The following is an 18,440-nucleotide window of genomic DNA, read 5'->3' on the forward strand; positions in this document are numbered from 1 at the left end:
CAAGGATCCGGGCGCGTGGCCCACACCTTCGAAGAGCTCGTGGAGAAGCAGCGCACGGCGGACGAGGCCTACGCCCGCGTGCGGCAGCTGCAGGACGCGTACGGTCCGCCCACCCAGACCAAGTGGAGCGAACAGCAGACCACCACCTGGGAGACGGCCTGGCGCGCCTGGCGGGACCTCGCCCGGGACGTGCAGGCGGCGGTGACCGCGTACGCCCGACAGGAGGACACCGCGCGCACGGAGATCGAGGCCCGGGTGAAGGAGGCGGTACGGCACGGGGAGGCGGACGCCGGCTCCGGCTAGCCGCCACCCGTCGGGCCCCCTTCCGCCCGCCCGCCCCGGCGCACGGCCGCTAGGGTGGAAGCGTGTCGTACGCAGGCCCGGAATTCGAACCGTCCCCGCCCCGCCGCCCCCGTCGCGGCCCCCTGACCGTGGCGCTCGCCGCGCTGGTGCCGGGGGCGTTGCTCGGCTGGCTGGTCTACGAGACGGTCGGCGGCTCCGGGGGTGGTGACGACCCGGGACGCGCGGACGTGCGGTCCTCCTCCCCCACCGTGTCGCGCGCGCCCTCCGACGACGCCAAGGAGCCGGGCGCCTCACCGTCCCCCTCGAAGTCCGCCACGGCGTCCGCCCCCGCCGCCTCCGGGCCGCTCAAGGGCAAGGTCGTCGTCATCGACCCGGGCCACAACCCGGACAACTTCCGGCACGCCGCCGAGATCAACCGCCAGGTCGACATCGGCACCCACCGCAAGGAGTGCGACACCACCGGCACCTCCACCAACGCCGGGTACACCGAGGCCGAGTTCACCCTCGACGTGGCGCACCGGATGCGCACGCTGCTCCGGGAGCAGGGCGCCACGGTGAAGCTGACGCAGGACGGGGACCGGCCGTTCGGGCCGTGCGTGGACGAACGGGCCCGGATCGGCAACGAGGCGAAGGCCGACGCGGTGGTCTCGATCCACGCGGACGGCTCGGGTGCCGGCAACCGCGGCTTCCACGTGATCCTGCCCGGCTCGGTCCACGCGGGCGCGGCGGACACCCGGGCGATCGTGGGCCCTTCGCGTGATCTCGGCGAGCGGGTCGCGGGCCGCTTCGTGGCCGTCACCGGCACCGCGCCCTCCAACTACATCGGCGACGGCGGGGGTCTCGTCACGCGCAAGGACCTCGGCGGTCTCAATCTGTCAACGGTTCCCAAGGTGTTCATCGAGTGCGGCAACATGCGCGATAGCAAGGACGCGGCGCTGCTCACCAGTGGCGCCTGGCGGCAGAAGGCCGCGCGGGGGATCTCCGAAGGAATCGTGGGTTTCCTGCGCGGGTAGGCGCGGGCCGGAAGATCCCGGCGGACACGCCGACCGGGCGGGCGATAGGGTCCCTCTTACGATGAGGGGCCACCCCTGCGCTTCCCACCGGGGCCCGACGGCGGTCCGGTGACGGCGACGCCTCTATTGACGACGAGACGACCTACGAAGGACCTGAAGTGAATATCCGCTCCCTCACTCGGGGCGACGGCGTGGTGATCGGAGCAGCGGTGTTGCTGTTGATCGCGTCGTTCCTCGACCTCTACTCCTTCGACAATGTCCCCGACAGCGTCGACCTTCCGAGCCTGTGGGGCAGCGGCCCGGTCGTGTTCGGCGTCGTGCTGGCCGGGATCATCGGTGCGGCGCTCGTCGTCGTCGCCCGGGGCCTGCCGCAGGCGCCGAAGGTCGCGGGGCTGGACCTCGGCCAGTTCGGCATCGCCTTCACGGTGTTCGCCGCGTGGTGCGCGCTCGGCAACGTCTTCGACGCCCCGGGCGGCTACGACAACATCGGCGACTTCGGCGACGCCAACGCTCCCAGTCCCGGCGTCGGTATGATCCTCGCCCTCGTCGCCACGCTGCTGCTGGCCGCCGCCGCCGTCGCCACGCCGCTGGTGCCGGCCCTCAAGGGCTCGCTCGTGCCGGCCCCGCGCCCGGCCGCCCCGCAGCCCTACGGCGCGCAGCCGCCCGGCGGTTACGGCTACCCGGGTGCGCAGCAGCCGGGCGGCTACGGCCACCCGCAGCCGGGCCAGCCGCAGCCCGGGCAGCCGTTCGGCGGCCAGCCCCAGCAGGCGCAGGCCCAGCCGCAGCCCCCGGCCGGGGACTTCTCGCCGTTCTGGTTCGCCGTGCCGGTTCCGCGGCCGCTGTTCGCCGAGGACGGCTCCCCGTCGCCGATCGCCGAACTCGCCCCCGGTACCTGGTACCTGGCGGTCGAGCAGCGCGGTCAGGCCCTCGTCGCCCAGACGCAGGACGGCCGCCGGGGCGTTCTCCAGGACACCTCGGGCATCCAGCGCGGCTGAGCCGCACCGAGCGCGCACGGCCCCTCGCCCTCCCGGGCGGGGGGCCGTCGCCGTTGCCCGGACGTATCTGAACTGCTGAGCGAATCCCCGGGTTTCATCCATGGTTCGGGGGCAAGACGGGAGTCATGTCCCCTCGATATCGCAGCGGCTCGAGCGCCGGCACGGCCATCGCGGTCGTCGCCGACATCATGGCCCTCATCCTGGGCCTGTGGATCCTGATGTATCTCCTGGACGCCAACCAGGGCAACAGTTTCGTCCAGTTCATCCATGACTGCGCCCGCGTTCTGGCGGGCTGGTCCCACGACCTCTTCACGTTCGACGAGGCGTGGGCCCGGGTCGTGGCGGGTTACGGACTGGCGGCGGTGGTCTACCTGTTCGTGGGCCACGCCATCGCCAACCGGGTGCACCGGCACTGACGCCCTCGGGGCGCGGGGACCTGCGCGACGCGTCGCGCACGACCCGCGCCCTCGGCACCGGCGGGGCGGCCGGGCTGTCAGGAGCAGCAGTCCGACTCGAGCCCGACCGGCAGGTCCGTGCCCCCGAACACCTGGCAGGTCGCCTCGTGTCCGCCCAGCGCGGCCACGGCGAGCAGCAGTGACCCGGCCGTCCAGGTGGTGAGTTCGCGCGGCCAGACGGCGTCGTCGTCGAAGACGTACCCCGTCCAGTACAGGCCGCTTTCCGCGTCCCGCAGGTGCTGGATGGACTGCAGGATCTCCAGGGCCCGGTCGGACTCCCCCATCGCCCACAGCGCGAGCGCCAGTTCGGCCGACTCGCCACCGGTCACCCACGGGTTGGGCACCACGCAGCGCACCCCGAGTCCCGGGACGACGAACCGCTCCCAGCCCTCCTCGATACGGGCCTTGGCCTCGGAGCCGGTCAGCGCGCCGCCCAGCACCGGGTAGTACCAGTCCATCGAGTAGCGGTTCTTGTCCAGGAACCGTTCGGGGTGGTGCCGCAGGGCGTGCCGCAGCGCTCCGACGGCCAACTCCCAGTCCGGTTGGGCCTCCTCGCGCTGCTCGGCGATGGCCAGGGCGCAGCGCAGGGCGTGGTGGATCGAGGAGCAGCCGGTCAGCAGGGCGTCGGCCGTGGGTGTGCCGTCGTCGTCGCGCCGCCAGCCGATCTGCCCGCCCGGCTGCTGAAGGCGCAGTACGAACTCCACCGCCGCGTACACCGACGGCCACATCCGCTCCAGGAACGTGTCGTCGCCGGTGGAGAGGTAGTGGTGCCAGACGCCGACCGCTATGTAGGCGACGAAGTTGGTCTCCCGGCCCCGGTCGGTGACGTCGGCGAAGTCGCCGTCGGCGTAGGCCGCGTACCAGGAGCCGTCGTCGTTCTGGTGCCGGGCGAGCCACAGGTAGGCGCGTTCGGCGGCCTCGTGCTCGCCGGCCGTGTCCAGGGCCATGGCGGCCTCGACGTGGTCCCAGGGGTCCAGGTGGTGGCCGCGGAACCAGGGGATCGCGCCGTCCTCGCGCTGCACGGCGAGGAGGCCGGCGACGGTCGCTGCGGCCTCCCCCGCGGTGAGGACCCCGGGCAGGACCAGGTGTTCCGTCCGGGGAGTGGTCACGCGGCGTCCGCCCCGGCACCGGCCGTGCGCGGCAGGTGCGGCTTGGTCGCGTAGGCCACGAAGCTCTTGCCGATCAGCGGGTTCAGCGCCTGCTCGGCGACCCGGGTGGCCAGCGGCTTCTTCATGATGTCCCAGACCAGCAGCTTGTGGTACGCCCGCACCGGCAGCGCCTTGTCGTTGTCGACGCCGAACGCGCACTTCAGCCACCAGTAGGGCGAGTGCAGGGCGTGGGCGTGGTGGGTGCCGTAGGGCTTCAGGCCGGCCTCGCGGATCTTCGCCAGGAGTTCGTCCGCGCGGTAGATGCGGATGTGCCCGCCCTCGACCTCGTGGTAGGCGTCGGACAGGGTCCAGCAGACCTTCTCGGGGCCGTAGCGCGGGACGGTGACGGCGATGCGCCCGCCGGGCTTGAGCACGCGCACCATCTCGGCGAGGACGCCCTTGTCGTCGGGGATGTGCTCCATCACCTCGGAGATGATGACGACGTCGAAGGACTCGTCGGGGAAGGGCAGGGCGAGGGCGTCGCCCTCCATGGCCGTGGCGGTGGCTCCCTCGGGTGCCTCGCCGGCCTCCTTCATCGCCGCGAACCACTTGGCGACCTCGCGGATCTCCTCGGCGTTCTGGTCGAGCGCCACGACCTGCGCGCCGCGCCGGTAGCACTCGAACGCGTGCCGGCCGGCCCCGCAGCCGAGGTCCAGGACGCGGTCGCCCGGGGCGAGCGGGAACCGGGAGAAGTCGACGGTCAGCACGTGGCCCTGCTTTCGGAGTTGACGCCTGCTACATCTGCCGCCGCCGCGGGCACGGGCCCGGGGGCAGCGCTGGTCCCGGCCGCGGCCGGGGCGGACCGGGCGGTGCCCGGTGCCGGGCGGCCGGGGGCGCCGGTGCGGTCGATGGCCTCGCGGTAGCGGGTCACCGTGCCCTGCGCGGCCCTGGCCCAGGTGAAGTGGCGGAGCACGCGGTCGCGTCCGGCGGCGCCAAGGCGGGCGCGCAGGTCCGCGTCGCCGAGCAGGCGGACGAGGCCGGCGGCGAGTGCGCCCGCGTCGCCGGGCGGCACCGCCAGGCACGTCTCGCCGTCGCGGCCGGCCACCTCGGGGATGGCCCCGCCGGTGGTGGCGAGCAGCGGGGTGCCGGTCGCCATGGCCTCGGCGGCCGGGAGGGAGAAGCCCTCGTAGAGCGACGGGACGCACGCGACCTGCGCCGAGCGCACGAGGTCGACGAGTTCCGCGTCGGAGATGCCCTTGACGAACTCGACGGCGCCGTCGAGGTCGTAGCGCTCCATGGCCTGGGCGACGGGGCCCTCGGCGGGGCGCTTGCCGACGACGACGAGGTGGGCCCCCGGGTGCTCGGTGCGCACCTTGGCCAGCGCCTCGACGAGGTGCACCAGGCCCTTCAGCGGCACGTCCGCGCTGGAGGTCGTCACGATCCGGCCCGGGACGACGGGCACGGACGGGTCGGGCGAGAACAGGTCGGTGTCGGCGCCGATGTGCACGACGTGGATCCGGTCGGGGCGGACCCCGAGGTGGTCGACGATCTCCTGGCGGGAGGTGCCGGAGACGGTCAGCACGGTCGGCAGGCGGCGCGCCACGCGCTTCTGCATGCGCGTGAAGGCGTACCAGCGCCGCACCGACAGACGGCGCTTGAGGCCCTCGGCCGCGTCCAGCTCCAACTGCCGGTCGACGGTGATGGGGTGGTGGACGGTGGTCACCAGGGGTGCGCCGACGTCGCCCAGCAGGCCGTAGCCGAGGGTCTGGTTGTCGTGCACGACGTCGAACTCGCCGCGGCGGGCGCGCAGGTGGCGGCGGGCGCGCAGGGAGAACGTCAGGGGCTCGGGGAAGCCGCCGGTCCACATGGTGCCGACCTCGAGCGCGTCGATCCAGTCGCGGTACTCGCCGCGGCCCGGGGTGCGGAAGGGGTCCGGCTGGCGGTACAGGTCGAGGCTGGGCAGCTCGGTGAGGCTCAGACCGTCGTACCCCTCGTCCAGGACGGGGTAGGGCTGGGAGCCGATGACCTCGACGCGGTGGCCGAGGCGGGCCAGTTCCCGCGAGAGGTGGCGGACGTAGACGCCCTGGCCTCCGCAGAACGGGTTCCCTTTGTAGGTGAGGAGCGCGATGCGGAGCGGTCGCAAGCCGTCGGCGGCCGGGTCCTGCGGGGCCCCGTCCTGACTGGCCTGAGCGGTCACCCTGGGCCCCCTTCTCCCTGCATGGTCCCGCGAGATTACGCCGGGACGCTAATCTAGAACAAGTTTCAGACTTGATCGTTCGGAGGCTCCGAATCTACCGGCAGGTAGGGGCGCTGTGAGCAGTGGATCAGGTGATTCACGCCACGGCCGGTGCCGTGCCATGCTGAGTGATCACCCGTCCTCACGGACGGTCACGTCAACGGGATCGACGCATGCCCGCAGGAGCCGAGGTGAGCGCTCAGGTGAACAAGGTGGCCAAGGCGGAACCCGCGGCAGCAGCCGCCGCCCTCGCCTCCCCGCCCCTGACGGAGCGGCAGGAGGCCCGCCGCCGCCGTATCCTGCTCGCGAGCGCCCAACTGGCCGTCCGGGGCGGCTTCGACGCCGTCCAGATGCGGGAGGTCGCGGAGTCCTCGCAGGTCGCGCTGGGCACCCTCTACCGGTACTTCCCCTCCAAGATCCATCTGCTGGTCGCCACGATGCAGGACCAGCTGGAGCACATGCACGGCACCCTGCGGAAGCGGCCGCCGCGGGGCGAGACGGCGGCCGAGCGGGTCGCCGAGACGCTGATGCGGGCCTTCCGCGCCCTCCAGCGCGAGCCGCAGCTGGCCGACGCCATGGTCCGGGCCCTCACCTTCGCCGACCGCAGCGTGAGCCCCGAGGTGGACCAGGTGTCCCGGCAGACGACGGCGATCATCCTGGACGCGATGGGCCGGGAGGATCCGACGCCCGAGCAGCTCTCGGTGGTCCGGGTCATCGAGCACACCTGGCACTCGGCGCTGATCACCTGGCTGTCGGGCCGCGCTTCCATCGCCCAGGTCCGGGTGGACATCGAGACGGTCTGCCGCCTGATCGACCCGGTGCCCCCGGGCCGCTCCTGACGCGGTCCCCCACGTCCCTCACCCCGCGGGGCGCTTGTGACGGGCGGGTACAGTGAGCGGGTCGTCATCACACCGTACGAGGGGAAGCCGGTGCAATTCCGGCGCTGACCCGCAACCGTGAGCCGCCCCGGGGCGGTGAGCCGGATCGCCGCGTACGGTTCGTGACCGGCTCGCGTGCCCGGCAGTCCGCCGGTGCACGGCACCGTCGAGGTATACGGAGCCGAGCCGCCGGGGTGTCCCCTGCTGCCCGGCTCCCCCACAGGGAGAGGCACCCGCCGATCATGAACGTCCGCCGCAGCGCCGCGGTCCTGGCCGCCGTCGCCGTGATCGGCGCCGCCACCCCGGCCGCCGCCGACCCGTCCCCCTCGCCGTCCCGGGCGCTCCCCTCCGCGCTCCACGGCGACAAGGACCCGAAGTACGACGGCGTCTGGCGCCAGTCGCTCGCGCTGCTCGCGCAGGACACCGTGGGGGTGAAGCCCGCGGCCAAGTCGGTGCAGTGGCTGGTGCGCCAGCAATGCGCCGACGGCGGCTTCGCCGCCTACCGCGCCGACCCGGCCGCCGCCTGCGACGACACGACCATGCTCGACACCAACGCCACCTCCGCCGCCGTGCAGGCCCTCGCCGCGCTCGGCGGGCACGACGAGGCCACCGGCAAGGCGGTCGACTGGCTGAAGTCGGTCCAGAACGAGGACGGCGGCTGGGGCTACGCGCCCGGCGGCGCCAGCGACACCAACTCGACGTCGGTCGTCATCGGCGCCCTGGCCGCGGCCGGCGAGCAGCCGGGCCGGGTCGACAAGGGCGGGAAGTCGCCGTACGACGCGCTGCTGAAGCTCGCCCTGCCGTGCGGCGGGGACGAGGACGGGGCGTTCGCGTTCCAGCCGGACAAGAAGGGCAAGCTGTTCGCCAACGCCGACGCCACGGCCGCCGGAGTGCTCGGGGCGCTCGGCAAGGGCATGGTGACGAAGCCCGGCGAGAAGGAGTCCGGCGCGGACTGCGCGACGGCGCGCACGCCCGAGCAGGCGGCGGCGAACGGGGCCGGCTACCTCACGGCCGCGCTGGCCGCGGACGACGGCCACCTGATGTCCGCCCTGCCCGGCGCCGAACCGCAGCCCGACTTCGGCAACACCGCCGACGCGGTCGTCGCCCTCGCCGCGCACGGCGACACCGGCCCGGCACAGAAGTCCGTGCGGTGGCTGGAGAAGAACTCCGCCGCCTGGGCCCGGCAGAACGGGCCCGCCGCCTACGCCCAGCTGATCTTCGCCGCGCACGCGACGGGCACGGACCCGCGCGACTTCGGCGGCGCCGACCTGGTCAAGCAGCTGAACGCCACCGGCCCGGCCCCGCAGTCCGCCGCCGCGAAGGCGGACGGGCAGGGCGAGGACGAGAAGAAGGACTCGAAGGACTCGGACTCCGTGTTCGGTGTCTGGTGGTACGTCGGTGTCTGCCTGGTCGCGGGCATCGGCATCGGCTTCCTGTTCAGCAACGGCCGCCGGAAGAAGCAGCAGCTGTGATCCGCCGGGCCCTGCCGTTGCTCCTGGCCGTGCTCCTGCCGCTCGCGGGCGCCGGTCAGGCCCAGGCCGCCGGCTACCGCTACTGGTCGTTCTGGGAGCGCGACGGCGACCGCTGGGTCTACGCCACCCAGGGGCCGTCCACGGCCCGCCCCGCGGACGGTGAGGTACAGGGGTTCCGCTTCGCGGTGAGCGAGGACTCGGCGGACGCGACCCGGCCGCGCGGCGCGGCCCGTTTCGACCCGATCTGCGCCAGGACGCCGGCGAAGGAGGGCACCAAGCGCGTCGCCCTCGTCCTCGACTTCGGCACGGCCGCCGACGCCCCCGACGGGGAGCGTCCGCCGCCCGCCCGCACGGCCTGCGCCCGGGTCTCCCCCGACGCGACCACCGCCGAGGCCCTGGCCGCGGTGGCCGGGCCGCTGCGCTACGGCAGCGACGCCCTCCTGTGCGCGATCGCCGGCTACCCCGAGAAGGGCTGCGGCGAACAGGTCGCCCAGCGCCCGGACCCGTCGGCGGGCGGGAAGGAACCGACGGAGGACGGGACGGAGGACGGGACGGAGGACGGCACGTCCGGCGGCGGCCCGTCCCTGGGGCTGGCCGCCGGCATCGCGGTGGTGGTGATCCTGGGGGGAGCAGCCGTCTGGCAGGTACGGCGGCGTGGCTAGCACGACCCCGCCGCGGGGGCGCCCGGCCGCCCTGCACCCCGGTGCCTGGTGGCTGTGGGCGCTCGCCCTGGGCACCGCGGCCACCCGCACCACCAACCCCCTGCTGCTCGCCCTGCTCGTCACCGTCTCCGCCTACGTCGTGGCCGCCCGCCGCCCCGACGCGCCCTGGTCCCGCTCCTACGGCGCCTTCGTCAGACTCGCCCTGCTGGTGCTGCTGGTCCGGCTGCTCTTCGCGACGGTCCTCGGCTCCCCGATCCCCGGCACGCACACCCTGTTCACGCTGCCCGAGGCCGGCCTGCCCGACTGGGCGCAGGGCATCCGCCTCGGCGGCCGGGTGACGGCGGAGGCCCTGGTCTTCGCGCTGTACGACGGTCTGCGGCTGGCCACCCTGCTGATCTGCGTCGGCGCCGCGAACGCCCTCGCGAACCCGGCCCGTCTGCTGAAGTCCGTGCCGGGCGCGCTGTACGAGATGGGCGTGGCGGTCGTCGTCGCCCTCACCTTCGCGCCGAACCTGATCGCGGACGTGCGGCGGCTGCGCGCCGCCCGCAGGCTGCGCGGCCGTCCGGACAAGGGCGTCCGCGGCCTGCTGCAGGTGGGCCTGCCGGTGCTGGAGGGCGCGCTGGAGCGGTCCGTCGCCCTGGCCGCCGCGATGGACGCCCGGGGCTACGGCCGTACCGCGCGGGTGCCGCCCGCCGTACGGCGCACCACCGCCGCCCTGACCCTGGGCGGGCTGCTCGGCGTGTGCGCCGGGACGTACGGGCTGCTCACCGCCGAGGGCGGCTCCTACGGCGTGCCCGTCCTCCTCCTCGGCTGCGCCGCCGCGCTCGCGGGCCTGCGGCTCGGCGGCCGCCGCTCCCTGCGCACCCGCTACCGCCCGGACCGCTGGGATGTGCGCGCCTGGCTGGTCGTGGCCTCCGGTGTGGCCGTCGCGGCCCTGCTCACGCTCGCCTCCGTGCGCGATCCCGCGGCACTTCAGCCCGGTGTGGTCCCGCTCGTGGCGCCGACGCTCCCCCTGTGGCCCGCCGCGGCGATCCTGCTCGGCCTGCTGCCCGCGTTCGTCGCCCCCGACCCGAAGGAGCCTTCGTGATCCGCTTCGAGGACGTCTCCGTGACCTACGACGGGGCCGCCGAACCCACGGTCCGGGGCGTCGACTTCGAGGTCCCCGAGGGCGAACTCGTCCTGCTGGCGGGCCCGTCCGGAGTCGGCAAGTCGACCGTCCTGGGCGCGGTCAGCGGTCTGGTCCCGCACTTCACCGGCGGCACGCTGCGCGGCCGGGTCACGGTCGCCGGGCGTGACACGCGCACCCACAAGCCGCGCGAACTGGCCGACGTGGTGGGCACGGTCGGCCAGGACCCGCTGTCCCACTTCGTCACGGACACCGTCGAGGACGAACTGGCCTACGGCATGGAGTCGCTGGGCCTCGCCCCGGACGTGATGCGCCGCCGCGTCGAGGAGACGCTGGACGTGCTGGGCCTGACCGGTCTGCGCGATCGCCCGATCGCCACCCTCTCCGGCGGGCAGCAGCAGCGGGTCGCGATCGGCTCGGTGCTCACCCCGCACCCGGACGTCCTCGTCCTGGACGAGCCGACCTCCGCGCTCGACCCGGCCGCGGCCGAGGAGGTGCTGGCCGTCCTCCAGCGGCTGGTGCACGACCTCGGCACGACCGTCCTCATGGCCGAGCACCGCCTGGAGCGCGTCGTCCAGTACGCCGACCGGGTCGTGCTGCTGCCGGGGCCGGGCGCCGCGCCCGTGCTAGGCACCCCGGCCGAGGTGATGGCCGTGTCGCCGGTGTACCCGCCGGTGGTGGCCCTGGGCCGCCTCGCGGACTGGTCCCCGCTGCCCCTCACGGTCCGCGACGCCCGTCGCCGGGCGGCCCCGCTGCGCGACCGGCTCGCCGGCGCGCCCGAGGCGGGCGGCGGCCCGGACGGCCGCCCCCGCCGATCCCTCACCCGCACCACCGAGCCCCCTGCCCCCGGCCGGCGGCGCCCCTGGTTCCGCCGCGACCGCGCCGTCCCCGCCGCCCAGGACGCCGTGCACGTCGCCGAGGTCCGGGCACTGGCCGTCACCCGGGGCCGCGTCCGGGCCCTGCGCCACATCGACCTGACCGTCGACCCGGGCGAGACGGTCGCCCTCATGGGCCGCAACGGCGCCGGGAAGTCGACGCTGCTCAACTCCCTGGTCGGCCTCCTCGCCCCCACCTCGGGCACGGTCCTGGTCGACGGCGCGACGCCCCACCGGACGGCGCCGAAGGACCTCGTCCGCAAGGTCGGGCTGGTCCCGCAGGAGCCGCGCGACCTGCTCTACGCCGACACCGTCGCCGCCGAGTGCGCGGCGGCCGACCAGGACGCGGGCGCGGATCCCGGCACCTGCCGGGCCCTGGTCGGCGACCTGCTCCCGGGCGTCGCCGACGGCACCCACCCCCGGGACCTGTCCGAGGGGCAGCGGCTCGCGCTGGCCCTGGCCGTCGTGCTGACCGCCCGGCCCCCGCTGCTGCTGCTCGACGAGCCGACCCGCGGCCTGGACTACGCCGCGAAGGCCCGGCTGGCCACGGTGCTGCGCACCCTGGCCGCCGAGGGCCACGCGATCGTGCTGGCCACCCATGACGTGGAGCTCGCCGCCGAGATCGCCCACCGGGTGGTGCTGCTCGCGGAGGGCGAGGTCATCGCCGACGGCCCGACGGCCGACGTGGTGGTGTCGTCGCCGTCCTTCGCCCCCCAGGTGACCAAGATCCTCGCCCCGCAGCACTGGCTCACCGTCTCGCAGGTCCGCGCGGCTCTCGCCGGGACCGGCCGATGAGCGCCCGCACGACCGCCCCCGCGCCCGCGCGGCCGAAGCCCCGGCGCCCCGCCCGGGCCGTCCGCCTCGGCCCCCGGTCCGTCGCCTCGCTGCTCCTGGTCAGCGCGGTCGGGATCGCCGCCTTCGGCTGGCCCTTCCTGGCCCCGCCCGCCTCGGGGCTCAGCGCCCACGCGCAGGACGCGCCCTGGCTGTTCGCGGGGCTGCTGGTGCTGCTCGTGGCCGTGGTGGGCGCGTCGATCGCGGAGTCGGGCCTGGGCCCGAAGGCGGTGGCGATGCTCGGGGTGCTCGCCGCGACGGGGGCGGCCCTGCGGCCGATCGGCGCGGGCACGGCGGGTATCGAGCCGATGTTCTTCCTGATGGTGCTCAGCGGCCGGGTCCTCGGCCCGGGCTTCGGGTTCGTCCTCGGCTCGGTGACGATGTTCGCGTCCGCCCTGCTCACGGGCGGGGTCGGACCGTGGCTGCCGTTCCAGATGCTGTCGATGGGCTGGTTCGCGATGGGCGCGGGGCTGCTGCCCGGGCCGGACCGGCTGCGCGGCCGGACGGAACTCGCGCTGCTCGCGGCCTACGGTTTCGTCGCCGCGTTCGCCTACGGCACGATCATGAACATGGCCGGGTGGCCCTTCATGGGGGCGCTCGCCTCGAACGTGGCCTTCGACCCCGACGCGCCGGTCGCCACGAACCTGGCCCGCTTCCTCGCGTACTGCGTGGCGACGTCCCTCGGCTGGGACCTGGGCCGGGCCGCCGTCACGGTCGTCCTGACCCTGGCGCTCGGCCCGGCGGTCCTCCGGGCCCTGCGCCGGGCCACCCGCCGGGCGGCCTTCGAGACGCCGGTCACGTTCGAGGCGCCCGGGCCGGACGGCGGGCGTGACACCCCCCACAGGACCGGCGTCACGTACGAAGCGGGGCCGTAGCGCAAGGCGGTGGTGACGCGCGAAGGGCTCCGCGCGGTGTGCGGCCGGGCCTAGTAGAGAGGCTCGTTGCACGCACCCGGCGGGCCTGTTTCGGTGGACGACCGCGCCGCGTTCGGCAGTGTGCGCGGCGCCCGGGACCGGTCACGAGCCGGTCCCCTCCGACCGGAGGCGGCGGCCCCCTGATCCCCGGGGCCGCCGCCTTCGCCGTACGGTTACTCGGCGGCGGCGGAGGCCCAGTCGACGAACGTGGTGAACGCGGCGGGACGCAGGGTCAGAACGGGCCCGGCGGGGTTCTTGGAGTCGCGCACGGCGACGGTCGCCTCCGGCGTTTCGGCGACTTCGAGGCACTGGCCGCCTTGATCACTGCTGTAGCTGGACTTACGCCAGGCCAGGGCCCCGATCGGCGCGCATTCGACGCACTCGCCGCCTTGATCACCGCTGTAACTGGACTTACGCCATTGAGTGCCCGCCGGTATCGCGTTGCTCGCCATAGCGTTCCTCCATCACTCGCCGGATCAACTCCGCCGAATCCCTGAGGGAGAGCGCGGCGGCTTGCAGGTGATCGTAACGGAGCGAGCAGTCCTTGACGGTGTCCGGATTCGCGGTCGGATGCCCGCTGCCGTAGCCCTCGGTGTAGACGATGGCCGGGCTGCTCGCGAACCGAAAGAGGGTGAACGAGCCTTGCATGCCTGCGTGAGCACCGGCCGCGAACGGCAGGATCTGAACGTTGACCATGGGGACGTGCTCGAACGCCAACAGGTGGGCCAGTTGTCCTCGCATGGTCTCCCGGCCGCCCACCTCCTGGTGCAGGACGGACTCGCTGACGACCATCCAGAGGACGGCAGGTTCGTCCTTCTCAAGGATGCGCTGCCGAGCCAACCGCACGGCGGTACGGTCTTCGAGGTCAGCGCCGTCCAGCACACCGAGCACTGCACGGGCGTACTCGGGGGTCTGCAGGAGGCCATGCACGGCATGCGTCTGGAACGTGTTGATGTGGGTCGCGCGCCCCTCCAGCTCCGCCACCTGCTGGAACCACGCCGGGAGCTGGCTGCGCATGACCAGCTCGACGAGCCGCGAGAACAGACCGTCGGTCCCGAGGGCCGCATCCGCTCGTTCGCTGAACTCCGGCGTGGGAAGCTTCCTGGCCGTCTCGATCTGGCCCACCAAGGAGCCGGTGTAGTTGACGATGTCCCCCAACTGCCGTTGCGTCAGGCCCGCCGCCTCCCGATGCCGGCGCAACTCGTAGCCGTAGTAGTCGAGCGGGGAGGCCCCCGGGTCGAGGGCGTTGATGTGGGTCATGCGCGAAGCCCCTCTCACGCAACTCCGTCCACCACGGGACGCGTTGTATCCGTTCCGTAGCCGAGGGTAGTCACCGCACGTCAGGCTCGTCCTGTGAACGGATACATTCCCGCGCAGTACTCGATGCGCCTCACCGTCGGCGCGCACGCCCCCCGCCACGTCCGCCGCATCGTCCGCTCGTTCCTCGGACAGTGGGGCATGCCCGAGCTGTCGGACGCCGTGGAACTGGGCGTGACGGAGCTGCTGGCCAACGTCGTACGGCACGTCCCCGACCGCCGCTGCGCCCTTCTGCTGCTGCGGCAGCGGACCGGCGTACGGGTGGAGGTCACGGACGGCAGCGCCGAACTGCCGCGCACGCCAGCGTCCTTGGACGAGGACTCGGAGGGCGGCAGGGGCCTGCTCCTGCTGGAGGCGACGGCCGACAAGTGGGGCGTGTCCCTGTGGGCGGACGGCGGCAAGACGGTGTGGTTCGAGTGTGGGACCGAGACTCACTGAGCCTCGCGGTGGGCCTTACCCCCGCACGGGGTCCAGGCTCGGCTTACGGTCAGGCTCTTCGGCCGCCGCATCGACCGGCGGTCTCGGTCCGGACAGCAGGTACGTCAGCCCGAACCCGGCTGCCACCACAGCCGCTCCGCCCACCGCGTCCAGCACCCAGTGGTTCCCCGTAGCGACGATCGCCGAAACCGTGCACAGGGGGTGCAGCAGCCCCAGGGCCTTCGTCCACCAGCGGCGGGCCAGGACGGCGATCACCACCCCGCACCACAGGGACCAGCCGAAGTGCAGGGACGGCATCGCCGCGTACTGGTTGGTGAGGTGGGTGAGCGTGCCGTAGTCCGGCTGGGCGAAGTCCTGGACGCCGTGGACGGTGTCGATGAAGCCCAGCGTCGGCATCAGGCGCGGCGGGGCGAGCGGGTAGAGCCAGAAGCCCACCAGGGCGAGCAGGGTGGCGTATCCGAGGGCCGAGCGCGCCCAGCGGTACTGGGCGGGGCGGCGCCAGTAGAGGAGGGCCAGGACGGTCAGCGGGACGACGAAGTGGAAGGAGGTGTAGTAGAAGTCGAAGAACTCGCGCAGCGCGTCGATGCCGGCGACGGTGTGGTTGACCCAGCGCTCGACGTCGATGTGCAGGGCGCGTTCGAGGTCGTACACCTGCATCCCGTGCTCCTCGGCCTCGGCCCGCCCCGCCGCGTTGCTGCCGCCGGTCGCGGCGAGCCTGACCTCGGAGTATCCGGCGTAGGTGACGCGGATGAGGAGCAGTTCGAGCAGCAGGTTCGGCCGGGTGAGGACCCGGCGCAGGGACGGCACGAGCGGCACGTGGCGGAAGCGGGTGGGGACGGCGGGCGCGTACGCGGCCGGTTTCGGCTCGCGGTAGTACGACGAGGTGCGGGGCAGGAACGGCAGGGCGACGGCGGCGGCGAGGGCGGCCAGCAGCACCGCGTTCGTGCGCAGCGGGTCCAGGGACGTCATGTCCGGGAACAGCACCTTGGCCGGCAGGGTCATGACCAGCACGACGGCGACGGGCCAGACGTAGCGGTCGGAGCTGCGGGTGCCGACCCGGCCGACGGCCGCGAGGAGCACCCACAGCAACTGGTGCTGCCAGGCCGTGGGCGAGACGGCGATCGCGGTGCAGCCGGTGACGGCGACCGCGAGCAGCAGCTGGCCGTCGTGCGCGTAGCGCACGGCCCGGCGCAGTGCCAGGACGGCGACGGCCGCGCCGAGGGTGAGAAAGAGGGCGATCTCCAGCGGGCCGCTGAGGCCGAGGCGCAGCAGGGCGCCGTGCAGGGACTGGTTGGCGAGGTCGTCGGCCGGGCCGCCGAGGCCGGCGCCCGCCAGGTGGTGCACCCAGTAGCGGTAGGAGTCGGCGGGCATGGCCGCCCAGGCCAGGCCGGTGCAGGCGGCGAAGGTGGCCCCGGCGGACAGGGCCGCGCTGCGGCGGCCGGTGCACCACAGCAGCGGTGTGAACAGCAGCAGGGTCGGCTGGAGCGCGGCGGCGAGGCCGATGAGCACGCCGCTGGTGCGCTGGCCGTGTGCGGCGAAGCAGCCCAGCAGGACGAGCAGGACCGGGATGATGCTGGTCTGGCCGAGCCACAGGGCGTTGCGCACCGGCAGGGAGATCATCAGCAGGCTGATGGCGACGGGGGTGGCCAGCAGGGCGGTGCGGCGGCCGACCGGCTGCGGCAGGGCCCGGGCGGCGAGCACGCCCAGGGCGACGACCAGCAGCAGGGTGCCGAAGGTCCACCCCCAGCCGAGGGCCTGCTCGGCGGAGCGGGTGAAGGGCTTGAGGGCGAGGCCGTTGAAGGGCGTGCCGGTGAAGCGGGTCGAGTCGTAGAGCGAGCCGTTCACGTGCAGCACGCCGTCCGGGCCGACCCAGGTCTCCAGGTCGGTGAGGCGCTCGCCGCGCGGGGTGGCCAGGACGACGGCCACCTGCCGGGCGGCGAGCAGGGCGACGACCAGCCACAGGCCGAGGCGGGCCGCTCTCAGGCGTGGGTGGTCCCGGCCGACGGCTGTCGCTCCGATGGATTCCGCCGGTCGCCCGTCGCGATTCGCCTGAGACATGCCCTTGCCGGCCTCCCGCCCCAGTTCATCCCACATGTCATGGTTGTGGGATTTCCTCCGCGAACCCTACGAGGGCTCGCCTCGCCACGGGAAAGAAGACGCGGGTTACCCCCGATTCACCTGACGTCCGTCCTCCTTTTGTCCGGATGACGATAGTCCGCGCCCGTTTCGGTTGCCTCTCGTGAACGCGAGAAGGATCACAGGAAGATCGCGTGGGAACCGGGCGCGGACGGGCAGAAGCCCCTGGGCAACCACGGTTTACGTGCAGTGTGCAACGAAAGGCGTACCGCCCGTAGGCGGGCCAAAGCCGCCTATCGTCGCTTTTCGGCCCGTACGACAGCGCCGCCGCGCGGGACCGTGCCCCTGTCCCCGTCGAAAGGTAGGCGAGCGAGTCTTGTCGACTGCCTCAGTCGTCACCTCCCCGTCCCTGGCGAAGCCCCGCAGCGCGAAGGCCGCCGACCCCACCGTCACCGACCCCGCACTGGTCAAGCGCGCCGTGAAGGCGGCCGCGCTGGGCAACGCGATGGAATGGTTCGACTTCGGTGTCTACAGCTACATCGCGGTCACGCTGGGCAAGGTCTTCTTCCCCTCGGGCAACCCCACCGCCCAGCTGCTGTCCACGTTCGGCGCCTTCGCCGCGGCCTTCCTGGTCCGCCCCCTGGGCGGCATGGTCTTCGGCCCGCTCGGCGACCGCGTCGGCCGCCAGAAGGTCCTCGCCCTCACGATGATCATGATGGCCGCGGGCACCTTCGCGATCGGTCTGATCCCGTCGTACGCGACGATCGGTGTCGGCGCGCCGATCCTGCTGCTCGTGGCCCGCCTGGTGCAGGGCTTCTCCACCGGCGGCGAGTACGCCGGTGCCTCGACGTTCATCGCCGAGTACGCCCCGGACAAGCGGCGCGGCTTCCTCGGCAGCTGGCTGGAGTTCGGCACGCTCGCCGGCTACATCGGCGGCGCGGGCCTGGTCACGCTGATGACCGCCCTGCTGTCCGCCGACGACCTCACCTCCTGGGGCTGGCGCATCCCGTTCCTGATCGCGGGCCCGATGGGCATCATCGGCCTCTACCTGCGCATGCGCCTGGAGGAGACCCCGGCGTTCGCCGCCGAGGTCGCCAAGGCCGAGAAGGACCGGCCCAAGGTGCCGCTGCGCGAGATGGTCACCGGCCAGTGGCGCGCGCTGCTGCTCTGCGTCGGCCTGGTGCTGGTCTTCAACGTCACCGACTACATGCTGCTGTCGTACATGCCCAGCTACCTGACCAGCGAGCTGCACTACGACGAGACCCACGGTCTGCTCGTCGTGCTCGGTGTGATGGCCGTGATGATGGTCGCCCAGCCGTTCGTCGGCGCGCTGACCGACCGCGTCGGCCGCCGCCCGGTGATCGCCACCGGCTGTGCGGGCTTCCTGCTGCTGTCGGTGCCCGCCCTGCTGCTGATCCGCGACGGCAGCCTGCTCGCGGTCGCGCTCGGCATGGGCGCCCTGGGCCTGCTGCTGGTGTGCTTCACGGCGGCCATGCCCGCGGCCCTGCCCGCCCTGTTCCCGACCCGGGTCCGCTACGGCTCGCTGTCGATCGGCTTCAACGTCTCGGTGTCCCTGTTCGGCGGCACGACCCCGCTGGTGGTCACGGCCCTGATCGGCGCGACCGGGAACATGATGATGCCCGCGTACTACATGATGGCCGCGGCCGTGATCGGCGGTTTCGCCGTGTGGCGCATGGCGGAGTCGGCCGGCCGCCCCCTGCCCGGCTCGGCCCCCTCGGTGGCGGCACCGGAGCGGTGAGC

The 18,440-nt window shown here is 73.5% G+C and carries 18 protein-coding genes and 1 riboswitch; of the genes, 12 read left to right on the top strand and 6 right to left on the bottom strand.

The genetic code is table 11. The annotated features are described in order from the left end of the window. Positions 1–15: 15 nt before the first annotated feature. The 4 genes from ACH4C6_RS27715 to ACH4C6_RS27730 all read left to right on the top strand — a co-directional run bounded on the left by ACH4C6_RS27715 (position 16) and on the right by ACH4C6_RS27730 (position 2,727). Complete coding sequence (locus tag ACH4C6_RS27715; RefSeq protein WP_398111326.1) at positions 16–303, top strand: hypothetical protein; 288 nt, start codon at positions 16–18, stop codon at positions 301–303. 62 nt (positions 304–365) lie between these two features. Continuing rightward, on the top strand, positions 366–1,316 hold the full coding sequence (locus ACH4C6_RS27720) for an N-acetylmuramoyl-L-alanine amidase (protein WP_398111327.1): 951 nt from the start codon (positions 366–368) through the stop codon (positions 1,314–1,316). 158 nt (positions 1,317–1,474) lie between these two features. Next, on the top strand, positions 1,475–2,311 hold the full coding sequence (locus ACH4C6_RS27725) for a hypothetical protein (RefSeq protein ID WP_398111328.1): 837 nt from the start codon (positions 1,475–1,477) through the stop codon (positions 2,309–2,311). Positions 2,312–2,436: 125 nt separating this feature from the next. Continuing rightward, positions 2,437–2,727, top strand: coding sequence for a hypothetical protein (locus ACH4C6_RS27730; protein WP_369197287.1), 291 nt, complete (start codon positions 2,437–2,439; stop codon positions 2,725–2,727). Between the two features lie 77 nt (positions 2,728–2,804). Here the strand turns inward: ACH4C6_RS27730 and ACH4C6_RS27735 are convergent, their stop codons facing one another. From ACH4C6_RS27735 to ACH4C6_RS27745, 3 genes are read right to left on the bottom strand one after another with little or no spacing between them, the layout of a single operon-like run. Further along, positions 2,805–3,875: a prenyltransferase gene (locus ACH4C6_RS27735; protein WP_398111329.1), complete on the bottom strand. Its 1,071-nt coding sequence runs from the start codon at positions 3,873–3,875 to the stop codon at positions 2,805–2,807. Continuing rightward, entirely contained in the window at positions 3,872–4,621 is a 750-nt protein-coding gene (locus ACH4C6_RS27740) for a methyltransferase domain-containing protein (protein WP_398111330.1), read from the bottom strand. The genes ACH4C6_RS27735 and ACH4C6_RS27740 overlap by 4 nt, the downstream gene beginning before the upstream one ends. After that, entirely contained in the window at positions 4,615–6,051 is a 1,437-nt protein-coding gene (locus ACH4C6_RS27745; RefSeq protein ID WP_398111331.1) for a glycosyltransferase family 4 protein, read from the bottom strand. The genes ACH4C6_RS27740 and ACH4C6_RS27745 overlap by 7 nt, the downstream gene beginning before the upstream one ends. A gap of 212 nt (positions 6,052–6,263) precedes the next feature. Between ACH4C6_RS27745 and ACH4C6_RS27750 the strand changes: the two genes are divergently transcribed. The 6 genes from ACH4C6_RS27750 to ACH4C6_RS27775 all read left to right on the top strand — a co-directional run bounded on the left by ACH4C6_RS27750 (position 6,264) and on the right by ACH4C6_RS27775 (position 12,809). Further along, the gene (locus ACH4C6_RS27750; RefSeq protein ID WP_398111332.1) at positions 6,264–6,929 is read left to right on the top strand and encodes a TetR family transcriptional regulator; all 666 of its coding nucleotides are present in this window, start codon (positions 6,264–6,266) and stop codon (positions 6,927–6,929) included. A gap of 81 nt (positions 6,930–7,010) precedes the next feature. Next, a riboswitch (cobalamin riboswitch) is annotated at positions 7,011–7,079 on the top strand. 131 nt (positions 7,080–7,210) lie between these two features. After that, a complete protein-coding gene (locus ACH4C6_RS27755) occupies positions 7,211–8,440 on the top strand; it encodes a prenyltransferase/squalene oxidase repeat-containing protein (protein ID WP_398111333.1) in 1,230 nt (409 codons plus the stop codon). After that, positions 8,437–9,102 carry an SCO2322 family protein gene (locus tag ACH4C6_RS27760; RefSeq protein ID WP_398111334.1) on the top strand — a complete coding sequence of 222 codons (666 nt, stop codon included), beginning with the start codon at positions 8,437–8,439 and terminating at the stop codon, positions 9,100–9,102. Before ACH4C6_RS27755 ends, ACH4C6_RS27760 begins: the two co-directional genes overlap by 4 nt. Beyond that, a complete protein-coding gene (locus tag ACH4C6_RS27765) occupies positions 9,095–10,189 on the top strand; it encodes a CbiQ family ECF transporter T component (protein WP_398111335.1) in 1,095 nt (364 codons plus the stop codon). The genes ACH4C6_RS27760 and ACH4C6_RS27765 overlap by 8 nt, the downstream gene beginning before the upstream one ends. Further along, positions 10,186–11,898 (top strand): ABC transporter ATP-binding protein, encoded by a 1,713-nt coding sequence (locus tag ACH4C6_RS27770; protein WP_398111336.1) that lies wholly within the window; start codon positions 10,186–10,188, stop codon positions 11,896–11,898. The genes ACH4C6_RS27765 and ACH4C6_RS27770 overlap by 4 nt, the downstream gene beginning before the upstream one ends. Beyond that, positions 11,895–12,809 (top strand): ECF transporter S component, encoded by a 915-nt coding sequence (locus ACH4C6_RS27775; RefSeq protein ID WP_398111338.1) that lies wholly within the window; start codon positions 11,895–11,897, stop codon positions 12,807–12,809. The genes ACH4C6_RS27770 and ACH4C6_RS27775 overlap by 4 nt, the downstream gene beginning before the upstream one ends. 212 nt (positions 12,810–13,021) lie before the next feature. Here ACH4C6_RS27775 and ACH4C6_RS27780 read toward each other — a convergent pair whose 3' ends face one another. Further along, complete coding sequence (locus ACH4C6_RS27780) at positions 13,022–13,300, bottom strand: DUF397 domain-containing protein (protein WP_398111340.1); 279 nt, start codon at positions 13,298–13,300, stop codon at positions 13,022–13,024. After that, the gene (locus tag ACH4C6_RS27785; RefSeq protein WP_398111341.1) at positions 13,260–14,108 is read right to left on the bottom strand and encodes a helix-turn-helix domain-containing protein; all 849 of its coding nucleotides are present in this window, start codon (positions 14,106–14,108) and stop codon (positions 13,260–13,262) included. Before ACH4C6_RS27785 ends, ACH4C6_RS27780 begins: the two co-directional genes overlap by 41 nt. A gap of 93 nt (positions 14,109–14,201) precedes the next feature. On the opposite strand from ACH4C6_RS27785, the gene ACH4C6_RS27790 reads away from it, so the two are divergent. Beyond that, positions 14,202–14,603: an ATP-binding protein gene (locus tag ACH4C6_RS27790; protein WP_398111342.1), complete on the top strand. Its 402-nt coding sequence runs from the start codon at positions 14,202–14,204 to the stop codon at positions 14,601–14,603. Positions 14,604–14,618: 15 nt separating this feature from the next. Here ACH4C6_RS27790 and ACH4C6_RS27795 read toward each other — a convergent pair whose 3' ends face one another. Next, positions 14,619–16,661: a phosphatase PAP2 family protein gene (locus ACH4C6_RS27795; RefSeq protein ID WP_398111343.1), complete on the bottom strand. Its 2,043-nt coding sequence runs from the start codon at positions 16,659–16,661 to the stop codon at positions 14,619–14,621. A gap of 394 nt (positions 16,662–17,055) precedes the next feature. Here ACH4C6_RS27795 and proP point away from each other — a divergent pair, with 394 nt between their 5' ends. Further along, positions 17,056–18,438: a glycine betaine/L-proline transporter ProP gene (gene proP, locus ACH4C6_RS27800; RefSeq protein ID WP_398111344.1), complete on the top strand. Its 1,383-nt coding sequence runs from the start codon at positions 17,056–17,058 to the stop codon at positions 18,436–18,438. Positions 18,439–18,440: the final 2 nt, after the last annotated feature.

Origin of the sequence: Streptomyces sp. NPDC017943 (assembly GCF_044328425.1) — a bacterium.
Lineage (GTDB): Bacteria > Actinomycetota > Actinomycetes > Streptomycetales > Streptomycetaceae > Streptomyces > Streptomyces djakartensis_A.